The organism is Sphingomonas sp. Leaf32 (assembly GCF_001421765.1).
Classification (GTDB): Bacteria; Pseudomonadota; Alphaproteobacteria; order Sphingomonadales; family Sphingomonadaceae; genus Sphingomonas.
In genome coordinates this window covers 1-14,736 of sequence record NZ_LMLA01000011.1, presented here as the reverse complement: position 1 = coordinate 14,736, position 14,736 = coordinate 1, and the positions used below count along the sequence as shown (strand labels likewise).

Genomic DNA, 14,736 nt, shown 5'->3' with positions numbered 1-14,736 from the left:
CCAAGCGCGATCAAGGAAACTCTCATGTCCCGCCAACTTATCACCTTTCAGCTGGGCGACCAGATACTGGGCGTCGACATCATGGCGATCCGCGAGATCCGCGCATGGTCGCCGGCGACGCCGCTGCCCAACGTGCCGCCCTATGTTCGCGGCGTGGTGAACCTGCGCGGCGTCGTGCTGCCGGTGTTCGACCTGCGCCATCGGCTGAACTGGGGCGTGACCGACCCGTCGGCTCGCCACGTCATCATCGTCGTGCGGATCGGCGAACAGCTGCAGGGCATCATCGTCGATGCGGTGAACGACATCGTGTCGATCCACCCCGACGCGATGCAGCCGGTGCCCGATATCGGCGACACCGAAGCGTCGCGCTTCCTCGAAGGGTTGGCGACGATCGACAACCGCATGATCCTTGTGCTGGCGCTCGACCGACTGGTCGATCAACCGGTCGCCGAGGCCGCCTGACGTACCGCGTAATCTTTTTGGGACAATCACATCATGGCTGCTAGCACGAAGGTCTTGGTCGTCGACGACTCGCTGACCATGCGGGCGCTCATTTCCGGGGCGCTGGAACGGATTCCGGGTGTGGAGGTCGTAGGACTGGCCGATGGCGCCGCCGAGGCCCGCTCGATGGTCGCGTCGCTCAAGCCGCACGTCATGACGCTCGACGTCGAGATGCCGGGAATGAGCGGCATCGAATATCTGGCCGAGATCATGGATACCAAGCCGATGCCGGTCATCATGTTCTCGACCCGCACCACCGATGGCGCAGGCGAGACGATCGAGGCGCTGCGGCTGGGCGCGATCGACTGCCTGCCCAAGCCGCGCGTGGCGGCCCCGGCCGAACTGAACGCGATCATCGCCAAGCTGGGCAAGCGCATCAAGTCGGCGCGCAATGCGCCGGTCAAGGTGCCGAAGGTGGCATCGGCGGCGCGGCCGATCGACTGGAACGGCCGCCTGCTGGTGGTCGGCGGCGATGCGTCGAGCACCGCGTCCATGTTCGGGCTGTTCGGACAATTTCCGGCCAACTGCCCGCCGACGATCGTCGTCCAGCATCTGGGTCCGGGGCTTGTGAACGGCATGGTCGAAAAGCTGGGGTCGCAGGTCGCGCCGAAGGTCGTGGTCGCGCAGGATGGCATGGCGATCGAACAGGGCACGATCTATTTCGCGCCGCAGGGCGATCACCATCTGGTGATCGATGCGTGGCCCTCGGGCAAGCTGCGCCTGCTGGCGCGCGATCCGGTGGCGGGCGAGCGTCCGTCGATCTCGCTGCTGTTCGCCGCTACCGCCAAGGCGGCGGGATCGAACGCGGCGGGCCTGTTGATGATCGACGGCAGCGAAGATGGCGGCGGCGGGTTGAAGGCGATGCTGGGTGCGGGCGGCTACGTCTTCGCCCCGGCGGAAAGCGGCGGCGGGCATACGCTGTCGCGAGGCATGGTGACCCAGCCGGTGGCATCCGACGCGCTGGCCGCCGGCGTGCTGAAACTGTGCTCGAAATGAGCGGGGTCGCGTTTCCCCCCGCCTCGCCCGCGCTGGGCGAGGCGCTGGCCGGCGAGCTGGAGCGGGCCTCGCGCCTGCTCGGCGACCTCGCCTTCGAACTGGGCAGCGACGAGACGACGTTGCGCCGCCACCTGACCGGCCTGCAGTCGATCGATCATGTGACGCAGATCATGCTGAACATCGCGACGGTATTGCGCGCGGGCGAGGGGCAGGACCAGCTGGCCGGCGTGACGCTGGAGGATGTCGCGGGGCGGCTGCGCGCGAGTCTTAACTGATCGCTGGTGCCCCGTGCAGGCTTCTAACTAACTATTCGCTGTCGTTCGCCCCCGTTCGTTTTCTACTCCTAGATCGAAACAGTTACGGAACGTATGTTCCGTCATTGTTCGTTGACGTTCGCGCCCAGCCGCGTCAAAGTGAGGGAACGGATAGGGGAGTGATTTGGCGAAGCTTACTGCCCTGACAGTGAAGAACGCGAAGCCCGGCCGGCACGCCGATGGCGACGGGCTATACCTGTTCGTTAAACCGACTGGTGCCAAGACTTGGCTGCTGCGGGTGCAGGTCGAAGGGAAGCGGCGCGACATTGGCCTCGGTACGGTCGACGTTTCGTCGCGGGCAGCAGGGAAGGGGGAGGCGTCCCCAATTATCATCCCGATCTTGCAGCGGAAGATACTCACGCTAGCTGAGGCGCGCGACAAGGCGGCGATGCTCCGGGTTGCCGCCAAATCTGGCCTCGATCCGGTAGCAGAGCGTGACCGCGAAAGGTTGAAGATCCCTAAGTTCCGTGATGCGGCGAAGGCTGCCCATCTGGCACTGAAAGAGGGCTGGTCCGAGAAGGGGGCGGCCACATTCATCAATTCGCTCGAGACCCACACCTTCAAGGCGATTGGCGATATTCGTGTCGATGCAGTCACTGCCGCTGATATATCGAGCGCGTTGGCTCCGATCTGGACCACCAAGGTCGATATGGCGCGGAAGGTGCGCCAGCGGATCGGGACGGTGCTTAACTTCGCGCACGGCAAGGGGTGGCGCGCAACCGAGGCACCGGGCCGATCGGTAACCGTCGGACTGCCGCGCCAGCCGAAGGGAGGAAACTATCTCGCGATGCCGTACGCCGACGTGCCGGCGTTCGTTGCTGGCTTGGTCGCCCAGCCGTCGACGACCGGTCGTTCGGCGTTGCTGTTTCAGATTTACACTGCAGCGCGGCCTGGCGAAGTCCGCGGCGCACGCTGGGGTCAGATCGATCTTGATATGCGCGAGTGGAATCGGCCCGCGTCACTGATGAAGGGTAACGACGCTTCTTCGCACACCGTTACGCTCAATGATGCGGCGGTTGCACTGCTCAAGCAGACGAAGGGCGACGCGACCCCGAAGCCTGACCAGTTGGTGTTCCCCGGGCAGAGAGGCGGGATGCTATCCGACATGACGATGAACAAAGTGCTGCGGACTGCGGGGCAGCCGTTCGACGCGCATGGCTTCCGCAGTTCGTTCCGCGACTGGGCTGCCGAGAAGATGCCGGAGATACCCGATCCGGTTGCCGAGGCAGCCTTGGCGCACATCGTATCGGACAAGGTCGTGCGGGCATATAAGCGGACGACGTTCGTCGAAATGCGGCGAAAGCTTTTGGGCGGGTGGGGTGAGTTTCTGGGGCTTTGTCGTGATTGACCGAGGTACGTCCTGCCAGAAAAATGCTCAGGTGATTTAATGTCCCGTTCCCAGCGCTGATTCTGTGTGAATAATAGCGAGCGGTCACGAAGAACCGCGAAGTCGCGGTTTCGAATGGGAGACCGCGAAATGGAACCCATCACCGTCACAGTTGCCGATGCCAAAAAGGCACTGGGTCTCGGCGCAACCAAAATCTATGAACTGATCGGCGAAGGCCGGCTGCAGACCGTGAAGATCGGTCGCCGGACGCTCGTGAAAACAGCCAGCATCCGCGCCCTCGTGGAACAGGCTGCGTGATCGCTCATGGCAAACGTCCAGGGGGCCGCCCCTAAACGAGAATGCCGCCCGGCTGGCACCGAGCGGCATCCGATCATTTGTCAGCTTGGCGGCGACAAAAATGAGAATACCACCGCCGTCTATCGCAGGCAACGTCTCGCCTCGCTGGGACTGTCGAAAATGCGCGCCGATCTGGTCGCGTCCCTTGCATGGGGGGCGGTGCAATGACGACCGTTCGTGAAGCGGCGCTCGCCCTGCTGACCCACCATGCGGACACGCTAAATCACCGATCCGGCCAGTTTCTTGGCCAGATTGCCGTTAGCGCGACCCCGCTTTCGGAGAAGCAAGCCGGATGGCTCGCCAAGCTGCTGGAACGCGCCGGCCTGCCCCCTCTCGATGACGGGAGCGACGCATGATGTATCCGACTGAAAGCAATCATCGCGGCGTCGACACCAGCCGCGAGGCTGCGGAAACGATGGCCCCGCTGTCGAACCGCCTGCGCGCAATCGTCCATGGCATTCTGTTCGAACACCCCAAGGGGCTGACTGTCGACGAGGTTTGCAAGATCGCCGGTATGCGCCGGTATTCGCTGCAACCTCGCCACACCGAACTTTTGAAGATGGGCATGATCCGCGACACGGGCGAACGCCGGTTCAACGAGTCCGGCTCGCGTGCGATCGTCTGGCGGGCGACCGTTCTTGATCGCATGGAGGCGCAGGCCGGCGGCACTCGTGCTTTCGGAGAGAAGCGGATGCGGGACGCGCGCCGCGCCGATTGGGATCGCGCGGCCAATGAAGGGTTCGAGGTGCCGGGCAGCGCGCATGTCGTGCCCCAGCCGCACGCGGAAGGGGGTGAGGCATGACCCGGGACCTTTCCCCGGAAGCCGCCAGCTACCTCGCCTTGATGCAGACGGTGGACATTCCCGAAGGCTGGGACGTGTCGGGCATATGGCAGTTGCTTGCCGAACAGGTGGCGCAGCTTATGGCCGATCGCCGCCCGGTGCTGTCGGTTGGCGACCTATCGACCTTGGCTGGCGTCGGGACGTTCCTTGCTCGCATGGCAACGCTGGAACGCGAAGCCGGTGTAGCGGCTGGGGACGCCATCAACGGGCGCGGGGGTGTGGAATGACACCCGATCCCCGCGCCTTCGTCATCGTGGAGCAGGTCGCGCATGGGCAATGGCATTGCCTGACGCCCGATGACGCGCCTGCCCCTGTCGTGAATTACGCCAGTGCGCTTAGCGCCGGGCTGTTGGCCGCATCGGCTGGCGGCTGGGGCCTCGCCTGTGCGAACCTTGAAGGAACAACGGTGCTGGTAGCCTTCCCCGACCGGGTGCGCCGCCGCGCCCTTGTCATCCGGCAGGAAAGCCGGACGGAATGGGCTGTCGTGGTGCGGACGTTCGCTGTCCGGTCCGGCAAGCGTCCTCCGTTCACGCCGCCCTCCGAAGATCTCCGCTCCTACGCTGGCGCTCTGGCCGAAGCACATCGCATCTTCCGCCAGTCAGGTTTGCCAGTGCTGATCGAGCCGAAAGGCGAGGAAGCCCGGTTCCTGTCACCAGGCGAGCAGCGCGCATTCCGCAACAGCTACACCCCCAGCCGGTCCAGCTTGGGCGACATTCTGGATGGGAGGCCGCATCATGAATACTGAACTGCGCGCGGCCATCGACCGCATCCGCAATGACTTCTCGGTATCGTCCATCGCCCGCAAGGCCGGAGTGAAGCTGGTACGCGCCGGCAACGAGTGGAAAGCCTGCTGCCCGTTCCACGACGACGGAACGCCCAGCTTCTATGTCTATGCGAACGAACGCCGGTTCGTCTGCTACGGCTGCAACGCTGAGGGCGATGTGCTGGACTTCATGCGCCGCGCCTATGGCGGTTCGGTCGTTGACGCCATTCGCGCGCTCGACGGTGGCGCGCTGGGGCCGATCGCACCGCCCGAACCCGCCCAGCCGCGCAAGGACTGGTCGAAGCTGGTCGCGCGCATCTGGAACGGAACCCAGCCGATCGCCGGCACCCCGGCTGCGCTCTACCTGCGCAATCGGGGTATCAGCATGGATCTACCGGACTGCCTGCGGTTCGCACGGCTGGCACCGCCCACTATCCCCGGCAACGGCCTGTTGGCGGCGAATGGCCCGAAGCCGCTGCCCGCACTGGTCGCGGCGGTGACGGGGCCAGATGGGGCGCTCGTCGCGATCCAGCGAACCTATCTCACTGACGACGGGCGCAAGGCGGCGGTGGTTGCGACCGAACAGGACCGCAAGCCCAAGGTGAAATACAGCCTTGGCAACGTCCGTACCGGTGCGATCCGGCTGGGTCCGGCGGCTGCAAGCATCGTCGTAACCGAAGGAGCCGAGGATGGACTGTCCTTAGCACAGGGGCTTGGCCGGTCGGTGTGGGTCGGGGCCGGTACGTCGATGCTGCCCGCCATGACGTTCCCCGACGTTGTTCGCTCGGTCGTGATCGGGGCGGACAATGACGAGGCCGGCCGCATCGCTGCAAACGCGGCTGGTGAGGCGTACACCGCGCGCGGCCTCGCTGTCCGTGTCCTGCCGCCGCCCCAGCCGTTCAAGGATTGGAACGAGTGGGAACAGGCGCAGCGGAAGGGGGCGAGCGCATGAACCCCGCCACCGATATGCAGGCGTGGATGGACGCTGCGCAGCCGTTCGAGGCCGATCCGTTCGAAGGCCGGTATAGCGGCCGGGCGACGGACGCGGAATGGGCTGAACCCGATATGTCGATGGTGTCGGAAAAGCGGTTCCCCGCCCCAACGATGCCAACCGCCATGTTCGGAGATATGTGGTCGCTGGTCAGCGATTTGGCGGAAGGGGCCGGCGCTCCGGTCGATTATGTCGCCCTTGGCGTCATCGCCACCGCCGCGTCGCTGATCGGGGCCAAGCGCCGGGTGCAGCCGTTCGAGTCCGCGCCGCAATGGCAGGAACCGTGCGTGTTGTGGGTCGCGCCGGTCGGTGATCCGTCTTCGAACAAGTCGCCCGCGATCGATGCGGCAACGGGACCGTTGCGCGGTATCGAGAAGGACCGCGCCGAAGAACACAAGCAACAGATGATCTATTGGCAGACGAAGGCCGAACGCGCGAAGGCTGAGCGGGCGCAATGGCAAGCGCAGGTCAAAGAGGCCACGAAGATGGGTGAGGCGACGCCAGCCATGCCCGAAGCTGCCGACGAACCGGAACCGCCGCACCGCCCGCGCATGATGGTGCAGGACGGCACCCCGGAAGCGGTCATCGAGATATTGTCCGGCAACCCGAACGGCGTCCTGCATCTCCGCGACGAGTTGGCCGGCTGGCTGATGAGTTTCGAACGCTACTCGCCGGGCGGACGGGAATTTTGGCTTGAGGCGTATGGCGGCCGGCACTTCACCGTCGACCGCAAGAGCAACAAGGCTGGCGCGGTGTCGGTGCCGTTCAACGGTGTTACGGTGTTGGGCGGTATCCAGCCGGAGAAGCTGTCCGACTGCCTGCTGGCTACAGCCGATGACGGGCTGGTTGCCCGCTTCCTGTGGGCGTGGCCGGAACCGCGCCGGTATCAGCGACCGCGCAATATCGCCGATCTGGGGTTGCTCGACACGATCTACCGGACGTTGGGCGACCTGAGCGCGCAAAGGGAGGAAGGCGGCGCGATCGTTCCCGACGTGCTGATGCTGTCCCCGGAGGCGGGCACGATCTTTGAAGCGTGGATTCGCGACAACGACGATGCAATCGGGGAAGCGGCGGGACTGTATAAGGGGTTCCTCGGCAAGCTGCGGGGCATGGTGTTGCGCCTGGCACTGGTTGCGGAACTGCTGGCGTGGGCGAAGCGCGGCGGGCGGGAGCCGGACTGCATCAAGGCGACGACGCTGGTAACGGTGCTGGAGTTTGTCGACAGCTACGCCAAGCCGTCCGCGCTGCGGGTGTTCGGCGATGCGGCGCTGCCGATCGATCAGCGAAACGCGGCGCAGCTTGCGAAACTGATCGTCAAGAATCGTTGGGAGCGGATCAACGCGCGCGACCTGCTGAAAACCGGGAAGTTGTCGAAGGCGGAAAAGGCGGCGGATGTGGAAGCGGCAATCGAGTTGCTGATTGAAGCGGACTGGCTGCGCTCCGCGCCATCGCGAGCGGGCGGGACGATCGGGCGAGCCAGAAAGGACTTTCTCGTAAACCCGGCCGTCTATGGTGTCGGCAATGCCTAGTTGGCGCGAGGTCGCGGCTTCGCTGCTCGATCCGCAAGGGGCCGGTCCCGCACCGACTCCACCGCCGCCTCAGCCGCGCCGCTATAGCGATCTTCCGCCGGACTTGGCCACAGGGCTGGAACGGCTACAGCGCGCGCCTACGGCCCGTTTCCGGGGCGACGCGGCGGCATGGGCGCGGGTGGTCGATGACGCGCACGCGCTGGCGGTCGATGGGTGGGCCGGAAAGGCACTGGCGCTTGGCTGGAACGCCTATGACGTGTTCGGGATCGGGAAGCGTGACAGCCTCGACTTTGCCGGACTGGCCGTGTGGTTGGAGGGGCGAACGATCCTCGTTCTGGACGCGAGCCGCGCCATGGTTCGGGATCGCGGCGGCATGGCGTGTTTCGAGCGTGGCGGCTGGGGGCATGGTCGCGATGCCAGCGCGCCGCCGGTGCTGCTGTGGCAGTTCGGGCGATGACCGCCCAGCCTATTGGGGGCTATTGTCCCTATTGTCCGTGCGGCGTTTCTTTCTCTCTGGCCCTCCCTTCGCGCGGCGTAACCCAAAAAAGGTATCTATCTATCTATTTACCTGCGTGGAGGCGGGGAGGGGGCGAGAGAGGGGGCCGGACAATAGGGGCGTTAGGGGACAATAGGTCTGCCGGACGCTTCTCGCCTATGGCGGCCACCCGATCGAACAACCGCCGCGATGCTGGCCGCGTAACCGGGATTCTGCTAAAGGAGGGCGGCTATGATCGCTGATAATACACCGGAAAAACAGGGCAACTTGCAGGGTGCATGGAAGCCCGGCCAGTCGGGTAATCCGCTAGGCCGTCCTAAGGGCGCGCGCTCGAAACTCGGTGAGGACTTCGTGACTGCGCTGCGCGATGACTTCACGGCGCACGGTGTCGCGGCGATCCAGAAAATGCGGGAAGAGAAGCCGGGCGATTATGTCCGCGTGATCGCGTCGCTTTTGCCGAAGGAATTGGACGTGCAAGGGCATCTCACGCTGTCGGATGCGCTGGACGCGCTCCCCGAGCCGCCCGAACGGTAAGACGCGCAGCAGTACGCGCCAGCGTAAGGCGGTTTCGAGACCAGTACGCGCGGGCGTGCGCGATAGGTATAAGGCGGCGGGTCGAATCGTCGCGAGGTCGCATGGGGTGCAGGATTTGCGGCTGAACACTGATGGCAATATTGGTCCGGCGGCGTTAACCCGATCACTGAAAACGAAGTGGCGAGGCGGGCTGTGGCTAAGGTCGACTATGACGGGTTCGCAGGCATCCATCGCTTGGCCGAAGCTGAGGCCACGATTGACCAGCGCTCTGCGGTCATATTGACTTACCATGCGGCGCTGGAGCGCGAGATAGACGTTGTTCTGTCCGGCCTGCTGCCCCGCCCGGAGAAGCTGCGGAAAAATCTGGGGTTCGCCAATAAGATCGATGTACTGGCAGCGGCATGGCGGGGCGAGCCGGAAGCAGGCGACAACCTGCATCTAGTGCTGCGCAGGTTCAACGATCTTCGAAACTCGGTTGCCCATGGCGACACCCTGGAAGAGGTCGAGGGCTGGCTGACTAAGCTTATCGATGCCTATCGCGCCATCGATGCGGAAGTCGACGTCCACGTTGAAGTCGGAGAGCTTGCGCAAGGCATCTGCGCGTACATGGCGGATGGGCCGCTACCCAGAGAGGTTATCGCCGTCGCAGATGCACTGGACCACCTCGTCAACGTCACATGGCCGCGAGCGTTCGGGATTGGGCAACAGCGCGGCCAGCCGGGTGATGACAAGCCCGACAGGTGATTTTGTGGGGACCGCGCAATGGCCCTTATGACGCTCCAGCGATGAAGGCTCGGGGGCCGGTGTTTCCGACGCGCTATGTATCCTAGCGGCCTCTATTCCGGCGCGACGAACCTCGCATCAACAACAGGAATATGTGGGCTACACGGAAGAAGGCGGACAGCGCTGCGACGCCGAAAAAGAAGGTGCCTGCGAGGTACGCAGCCCCCCACACAAAATACTTGGGGTCGACCGTGGTTGCCATGAGGGGAACAACCGCCCCCGTAGCCGCCGACCCGAGTAGCATTGCCTCAATGACGTACCGCCTGAAGATCGCGAACGTGCCGGTTTGAAAGATACGTTCGAGGAACCCTCCACCAGGTGCAATGGCGAGGAGGTAAACTGAGAAAAGAAGGCCGGTCAGAAGCCCGAATACGTTAAGCGCCGCCGATGCGATTTGCCGCGCATCCACGCCGCTCGTAGCGCTCGATGCCACAGGCGCAGCAGCAAACTTCCAGGTGCAAAACGCAGCAGCTATCCCAATTAGATAGGGATAGCTTCGTTCGAAGGCTGCCTTGGCGTCCATGCTACTCCCGCCGTCCGTAGACCTCCCTAATGTACTCGATATGCTCCTCGAAGCAAGCGCCTACATATGATCTGCGCCGTTCAAAGTGCGCTTCAGTGTCAGTTGGTGGCAAATCCAATGTTGTTTTGCTTTGAAGTACATCGTCAAGGAAGTCTATCGCTCCACCGCCACCTTCATCGGAGGTTGTAGTTACCCTCATCTGCCGCACATCATGCTCTCGGCCTTCACCGTTCGTAAAGAACTGCAGAACACCATCAATAAAGTTCTTGGAAAGCGATCCGCCGCGGCTCCCCATGCCTATTTCCATCGTGATCATCGGGGCGTCTGCCATTTCCGCAAGACGGCGACTCATGTCCGAAAGTGCTCCGACTTGACCCTCTACGGCAGGCAAATTCTCAGGATTCGCAATAACTAGGCGTAGCTTACGCGGGCGACCGCGATTGTAACGTTCCCACGCATCGCGCTGGACGAGTGGATCAACACGATAGCCGTTTGCTCGATTAGACTTCGCTAGGTAATCCATCGCTCGGCCAATAGGCATCTGATGATTCACTTGAACGGCCATAACATCCAACGCGTCATTGTAACTGATGACCGTACTGTGACCTAAGCCGCCGATCGTCAGCGGTACTAGACCGTCGTCGCGAGCTTCCGGTGGGATGTTACCTCGTTGCACTCGAACAATTTCTGCGTCGGTGAAGCCGTCACGGCGCCGGAGCCGTTCGATTCTCACGACAACTCCAGGAAACACTTCAATCTCGCGATCTCTTGCCGAAGAGCTACGATCGAAGGCCTCTTGCAAGGCAACCGTTAGGGACGCGGAGCCAGCTACGATCGGCACAGGCCGAAAGAATCGTACGCGAACAATATTATCCATGCGCCCTCCTGCTTTCGCATGGTTTAGGCAACGATCTGGAAAAGAGTCAAAACCAACATTCAGTTTACTGCGGCATCAACTCGTACCCGTTCGACCGTAGAAGAAAGGCGATGTGACCGTTCTTTCGGTCCCGCATACTAGACGCTCAAGGCACCACCAGTTCTGGCGGCACGGACGCCCGCAAATCCGCTGCGCTGATCGACCATGCCCGCGCAAGGGCGTCCAATTCGGCCAGCGACACGCGGTCCTTCCGCGCAATCGTGTCGAGCCGGCGTTGAGGGATGCCGGTCAGCCGCGACAGCGCATGATGCGGCGTCGTCTTCTGCGCAACCCAAGCGTCGAACCACCACGAGCCGGTCGCGATTGCCCGGGCAACTGGATGGGTGTCGGACCAGGTATCAAGATACACCGGCAACGGACGTTCGCCCTTCCGCTTCACAGCAGGACCGCCAGTGTCAGTTGCTCACCACGCGCAGCCAGAACGCACCGCGCCTGCTGCGCCGCGTCGACCGCCTGCCGGTACTCAACGGTGCCGTAGCGCTCCGCCTCGTCGAACCCGAACCGCGCCCAGTCGTCGGACGGATAGCAGGCGTCATAGATCGCGCGCGCAGCCGCACGCAGACGCAGATCGTGCTGCATCGGAAGCTCCCTAATCATGTCGAATCACCCGGCTGGCGGGCGCTGCAAGGTAGAACGAATAGGGAACGATTCGCAATGGGCCCAATCCCGATCTTTCTGTTCGTCACTGGGACGTCACGCACAGATCGGCGCGACCTTCTCCGAAGGCCTTGCGCGTTAACCAAACCTGTTTGAACCAACCGAAATGGACGAAAGCCCCGAATCGTTGGTTGCTGCAAAGGTCGCCCGGCTGACGCCGGTGCAGCTTGAAACTATGCGGCTCGTGCAGCAGCGCCTGACGACCAAGGAAATTGCAGATCGGTTAGGCGTCAGCGATCATGCCGTGGCCAGCCGGATCAAGGACGCACTGGCTCGGTTGGGCACCAACCGCCGTTCGGTGGGCGCTGCCATATTGGATGCGTATGACCGGCAGACACCCCCCAGCGCGGGGGGCCAATCACAGGGGGTAGCGAACTCCGACCTTTCCCAGCCAATGCCCCTACCAACGACGAGCGATCCGTTGCCGACCCAAGAGCCAATGCGAGACTCGTTCTCGCGTACCTGGCCCTCAGTCCGGCAGCAGCGATGGCCGTTCGATCTGGAAGGAGGCGCTGAGAATGACCTGAATAAATCCATGAGGCTGTTCTGGATCGTCGCAATTGCGATTGCCGCCCCAATGATCCTGGCGAACCTCGCGTTCGCCCTCCGGGCCTCCAAGACGCTCTGGCAGTCTTTCTAAAGGCCCTGATCCGACCATCACCAAGACCGTAACGCAGGGGGCATCTTCCTGCGAAGGAGAAGCTATGTCCGACTTCCGCGACGCAATCACGACCGTGGCAGTAAACATCCTCGCAACCGAGCGCGCGATCGATAATGCCCTTGCCCGAGCTGCTTCGACCATGGCGTCCGTTCTCGACACTCGGCCACAGACCATGGCGGCGGCAGACATCCAGCCGCACATCGACAGATTGTTGCAGATGCTGGGCGGCATCAGCGACCAGCGCGCCGAACTGCTGCGTTTTCATGGCGCGATGGGCAAGCTCGCAGAGCGCGAAGGTTATTCGCCCCAAGCCCATGGCGACTGGTGGCCCTGTCCGAGCGCTCATGCCGATCGGGTCCTCACGCCGATCCAGCCCGTCCCGCAGGCCGCATAGCGCTTTCTTGACAGTCTGACCGGGTAGTGTTTGCGATGGAGAATGGTCCGGTTCGCTGTCTTCGTAACGCTGTTTTTCGGCTCCTGCATTTATGCGCTGCTCCGGGGCGACCGAAACCTTCGACTGGCGGGTGGCGCATTGCTGGTCGCAGGTTTGGCGTCGGCGTTTGCGGCGAAAGCGCCGGGATCGGCTGGCACCGACATTTCCTGGCCACTCTTCGCCATCGATTCGGCTCTGTTCTTCGTCCTGCTGTGGGTTGCGGTTCACAGCCGCCGGTATTGGCCGATTTGGCTGGCTGGGCTGCACCTGACGCAAGTTGCAGGGCATGTGTTGCCGCTGGTGGACCACTCGATCACCGGCTGGCTCTATTGGTTCGCGACGGCAGTGTGGGCGTATCCAATTCACTTGGTGCTGCTACTGGCAACCTATCGCCACCAGACGCGGACGCGGTTGCAGCGCTCGCAGCCGTCGTCGGCTGCGGTCACACAGCAACCCGCCTGATCGAAACTTACGGAAGTCTTGGCGGCGTTTTTTCCGTGCCGTCCTGGCGCTTGGCGACATTCATCGGCGCGCGGGCAGCAAAAGCCATTGCGGCGCACGCTGCTCTCATGACCGCCGCATTGAAGGAGCGAGTGTCAGACCGTCAGTCCATCCACGACTGGAAAACGTTGGCCGACTACCTGCGCTGCGTGATCGGCCACTCAACGGCGGAGCATTTTCGGGTTCTTTATATGGACTCCGGGAATAAGCTGATTGCAGACGAAACGCTGGCCATCGGCACCTACGATTCCGTCGAGGTCTTTCCGCGTGAAGTGCTATCGAAGGCCTTGCTGTGCGGAGCAGCTGCGATCGTGCTTGCTCACAACCATCCAAGTGGGAACGCTGAGCCGAGCATCGCCGACGTTCGAATGACCCGGCGGATTATGGCCTTAGCGAAGGAACTGAACATTGACGTGCATGACCACATAATTGTCACTCGTCAGGGACAATCCAGTTTGCGCACCTTGGGCTTGATGCGTCCCTGACCCGGTTCTCGTTTTGCGCTAGCGTTTCGATGGCGAGCGACAACTGAGCTGCAGCCATGCTTTCACCCAGCGCGTCCAGACGGTCCAATTCGCCACGCAAGCGAAACACGATGTCCGAAATTTCACGAGTATTCATGCTCGCTACGTCGCTATCGCTCGAACGAAGCGCAACTATGCGTTAGTATGGTCCTGATCCAATTCGGCGGCATTGTCAGAGATCTTGATCGTCACTCACTAAAATCTCGCGTCCGACAGGCCGGTGCCGCCACGCTGACGGCACCGTTCTGAACTCATTTGATCGGCTTGGCCCCTGGCGTGCCACACTTCGCGAACTTGCCCTTGGCGTCCTTGCACTTCACCGGCTTGGCGGGGGCGGCCGGCGGGCACTTCGTGAAACGCCCCTTGGCGTCTTTGCACGGCGCTGCGGATGCAGGAACGGCAGCGATCGAGGCGAGCGAGAACGCGAACAATACGGTTTTCAGCATGGTATCCCTCCACAGCCCATATGGGCGCTGAACCATACGCTCTCGCGATCCTTTCCTTCAACCAGCCGCTTGCCCCGAAGTATACGAGCCACCGTTAAGCGTTTCTCCATCGCCGCCTGACACGAGCCCGGCATGTCCATCGTTGCCCTTACATGTGCCCTGATCGCCATAGACGGCGACACTCTTCGTTGCGGCTCTGAACGCATCCGACTGCTCGGTATCGACGCGCCAGAAATGCCAGGCCACTGCCAAGAGGGGCGCAACTGCGCACCGGGCGATCCAGTCGCTTCTAAAAACGCCTTGTCGGAACGTGCCAAAGGGCCAGCGACGATCGAACGCATTGGGAGGGACCATTACGATCGCACTCTTGCCCGCGTCCGGGTTAACGGGATCGACCTGTCTTGCGCGCAAATCCAAAGTGGACACGCCATTTATCGCCCCGACTGGGATCAGTTCGCATTCATCGCAACGGATGACGTGACCCCCGCCTTTCATCCAGCTGCGACCAGAGACCGACCGTTGTTGTCGCGCAGGAGCGCGGGTGAAGCAACGGTCAGGTTTAAACCCGACGTTGTTGTCGCGCAGGAGCGCGGGTGAAGCAACGGTCAGGTTTAAACCCGAC

General features: G+C 62.8%; 24 protein-coding genes. 19 read left to right on the top strand and 5 right to left on the bottom strand.

Going from position 1 to position 14,736, the window contains the following annotated elements; genetic code table 11:
- Positions 1 to 24: 24 nt before the first annotated feature.
- The 14 genes from ASE83_RS14950 to ASE83_RS14885 all read left to right on the top strand — a co-directional run bounded on the left by ASE83_RS14950 (position 25) and on the right by ASE83_RS14885 (position 9,393).
- Entirely contained in the window at positions 25 to 462 is a 438-nt protein-coding gene (locus ASE83_RS14950; RefSeq protein WP_055791964.1) for a chemotaxis protein CheW, read from the top strand.
- A 33-nt stretch (positions 463 to 495) separates the two neighbouring features.
- The gene (locus ASE83_RS14945; protein WP_235513280.1) at positions 496 to 1,497 is read left to right on the top strand and encodes a chemotaxis protein CheB; all 1,002 of its coding nucleotides are present in this window, start codon (positions 496 to 498) and stop codon (positions 1,495 to 1,497) included.
- Positions 1,494 to 1,772 carry a hypothetical protein gene (locus ASE83_RS14940; protein WP_055792435.1) on the top strand — a complete coding sequence of 93 codons (279 nt, stop codon included), beginning with the start codon at positions 1,494 to 1,496 and terminating at the stop codon, positions 1,770 to 1,772. Before ASE83_RS14945 ends, ASE83_RS14940 begins: the two co-directional genes overlap by 4 nt.
- A 163-nt stretch (positions 1,773 to 1,935) precedes the next feature.
- Entirely contained in the window at positions 1,936 to 3,159 is a 1,224-nt protein-coding gene (locus ASE83_RS14935) for a tyrosine-type recombinase/integrase (protein WP_055791961.1), read from the top strand.
- A 129-nt stretch (positions 3,160 to 3,288) separates the two neighbouring features.
- Positions 3,289 to 3,456, top strand: a complete 168-nt coding sequence (locus tag ASE83_RS14930; protein ID WP_055791957.1) for a helix-turn-helix domain-containing protein — start codon at positions 3,289 to 3,291, stop codon at positions 3,454 to 3,456.
- Between the two features lie 203 nt (positions 3,457 to 3,659).
- Positions 3,660 to 3,851 (top strand): hypothetical protein, encoded by a 192-nt coding sequence (locus ASE83_RS14925; protein ID WP_235513279.1) that lies wholly within the window; start codon positions 3,660 to 3,662, stop codon positions 3,849 to 3,851.
- Positions 3,852 to 3,910: 59 nt separating this feature from the next.
- Entirely contained in the window at positions 3,911 to 4,297 is a 387-nt protein-coding gene (locus ASE83_RS14920; RefSeq protein ID WP_156353239.1) for a hypothetical protein, read from the top strand.
- Complete coding sequence (locus ASE83_RS14915) at positions 4,294 to 4,563, top strand: hypothetical protein (RefSeq protein WP_055791948.1); 270 nt, start codon at positions 4,294 to 4,296, stop codon at positions 4,561 to 4,563. The genes ASE83_RS14920 and ASE83_RS14915 overlap by 4 nt, the downstream gene beginning before the upstream one ends.
- Entirely contained in the window at positions 4,560 to 5,081 is a 522-nt protein-coding gene (locus tag ASE83_RS14910) for a hypothetical protein (protein ID WP_055791945.1), read from the top strand. Before ASE83_RS14915 ends, ASE83_RS14910 begins: the two co-directional genes overlap by 4 nt.
- Positions 5,071 to 6,051, top strand: coding sequence for a DUF7146 domain-containing protein (locus tag ASE83_RS14905; protein ID WP_082443407.1), 981 nt, complete (start codon positions 5,071 to 5,073; stop codon positions 6,049 to 6,051). Before ASE83_RS14910 ends, ASE83_RS14905 begins: the two co-directional genes overlap by 11 nt.
- Positions 6,048 to 7,619 (top strand): YfjI family protein, encoded by a 1,572-nt coding sequence (locus ASE83_RS14900; protein WP_235513278.1) that lies wholly within the window; start codon positions 6,048 to 6,050, stop codon positions 7,617 to 7,619. The genes ASE83_RS14905 and ASE83_RS14900 overlap by 4 nt, the downstream gene beginning before the upstream one ends.
- Complete coding sequence (locus ASE83_RS14895) at positions 7,612 to 8,076, top strand: hypothetical protein (RefSeq protein ID WP_156353237.1); 465 nt, start codon at positions 7,612 to 7,614, stop codon at positions 8,074 to 8,076. The genes ASE83_RS14900 and ASE83_RS14895 overlap by 8 nt, the downstream gene beginning before the upstream one ends.
- Positions 8,077 to 8,346: 270 nt before the next feature.
- A complete protein-coding gene (locus ASE83_RS14890) occupies positions 8,347 to 8,649 on the top strand; it encodes a DUF5681 domain-containing protein (protein WP_055791942.1) in 303 nt (100 codons plus the stop codon).
- Positions 8,650 to 8,841: 192 nt separating this feature from the next.
- Positions 8,842 to 9,393 carry a hypothetical protein gene (locus ASE83_RS14885; RefSeq protein WP_055899685.1) on the top strand — a complete coding sequence of 184 codons (552 nt, stop codon included), beginning with the start codon at positions 8,842 to 8,844 and terminating at the stop codon, positions 9,391 to 9,393.
- An 82-nt stretch (positions 9,394 to 9,475) separates the two neighbouring features.
- Here ASE83_RS14885 and ASE83_RS14880 read toward each other — a convergent pair whose 3' ends face one another.
- The 4 genes from ASE83_RS14880 to ASE83_RS14870 form a co-directional block, all read right to left on the bottom strand.
- Positions 9,476 to 9,955, bottom strand: a complete 480-nt coding sequence (locus ASE83_RS14880; RefSeq protein WP_156353235.1) for a hypothetical protein — start codon at positions 9,953 to 9,955, stop codon at positions 9,476 to 9,478.
- A gap of 1 nt (position 9,956) precedes the next feature.
- Positions 9,957 to 10,832: a hypothetical protein gene (locus ASE83_RS18650; protein WP_156353233.1), complete on the bottom strand. Its 876-nt coding sequence runs from the start codon at positions 10,830 to 10,832 to the stop codon at positions 9,957 to 9,959.
- A gap of 145 nt (positions 10,833 to 10,977) precedes the next feature.
- The gene (locus ASE83_RS14875) at positions 10,978 to 11,247 is read right to left on the bottom strand and encodes a hypothetical protein (RefSeq protein ID WP_156353231.1); all 270 of its coding nucleotides are present in this window, start codon (positions 11,245 to 11,247) and stop codon (positions 10,978 to 10,980) included.
- A gap of 20 nt (positions 11,248 to 11,267) precedes the next feature.
- Positions 11,268 to 11,471 (bottom strand): hypothetical protein, encoded by a 204-nt coding sequence (locus tag ASE83_RS14870; RefSeq protein WP_055791930.1) that lies wholly within the window; start codon positions 11,469 to 11,471, stop codon positions 11,268 to 11,270.
- A 184-nt stretch (positions 11,472 to 11,655) separates the two neighbouring features.
- Between ASE83_RS14870 and ASE83_RS14865 the strand changes: the two genes are divergently transcribed.
- From ASE83_RS14865 to ASE83_RS18265, 4 genes are all read left to right on the top strand, one after another.
- Positions 11,656 to 12,189, top strand: coding sequence for a sigma factor-like helix-turn-helix DNA-binding protein (locus ASE83_RS14865; RefSeq protein WP_055791928.1), 534 nt, complete (start codon positions 11,656 to 11,658; stop codon positions 12,187 to 12,189).
- Between the two features lie 64 nt (positions 12,190 to 12,253).
- Positions 12,254 to 12,604 (top strand): hypothetical protein, encoded by a 351-nt coding sequence (locus tag ASE83_RS18645; RefSeq protein ID WP_156353229.1) that lies wholly within the window; start codon positions 12,254 to 12,256, stop codon positions 12,602 to 12,604.
- A 42-nt stretch (positions 12,605 to 12,646) separates the two neighbouring features.
- Positions 12,647 to 13,105, top strand: a complete 459-nt coding sequence (locus ASE83_RS18980) for a hypothetical protein (RefSeq protein WP_055791921.1) — start codon at positions 12,647 to 12,649, stop codon at positions 13,103 to 13,105.
- Complete coding sequence (locus ASE83_RS18265; protein WP_162236630.1) at positions 12,991 to 13,629, top strand: JAB domain-containing protein; 639 nt, start codon at positions 12,991 to 12,993, stop codon at positions 13,627 to 13,629. Before ASE83_RS18980 ends, ASE83_RS18265 begins: the two co-directional genes overlap by 115 nt.
- A gap of 290 nt (positions 13,630 to 13,919) precedes the next feature.
- Here the strand turns inward: ASE83_RS18265 and ASE83_RS14845 are convergent, their stop codons facing one another.
- On the bottom strand, positions 13,920 to 14,114 hold the full coding sequence (locus ASE83_RS14845; protein ID WP_055792426.1) for a hypothetical protein: 195 nt from the start codon (positions 14,112 to 14,114) through the stop codon (positions 13,920 to 13,922).
- A 132-nt stretch (positions 14,115 to 14,246) separates the two neighbouring features.
- Here ASE83_RS14845 and ASE83_RS18260 point away from each other — a divergent pair, with 132 nt between their 5' ends.
- On the top strand, positions 14,247 to 14,711 hold the full coding sequence (locus ASE83_RS18260) for a thermonuclease family protein (RefSeq protein ID WP_082462755.1): 465 nt from the start codon (positions 14,247 to 14,249) through the stop codon (positions 14,709 to 14,711).
- The last annotated feature ends 25 nt before the right edge of the window (positions 14,712 to 14,736 follow it).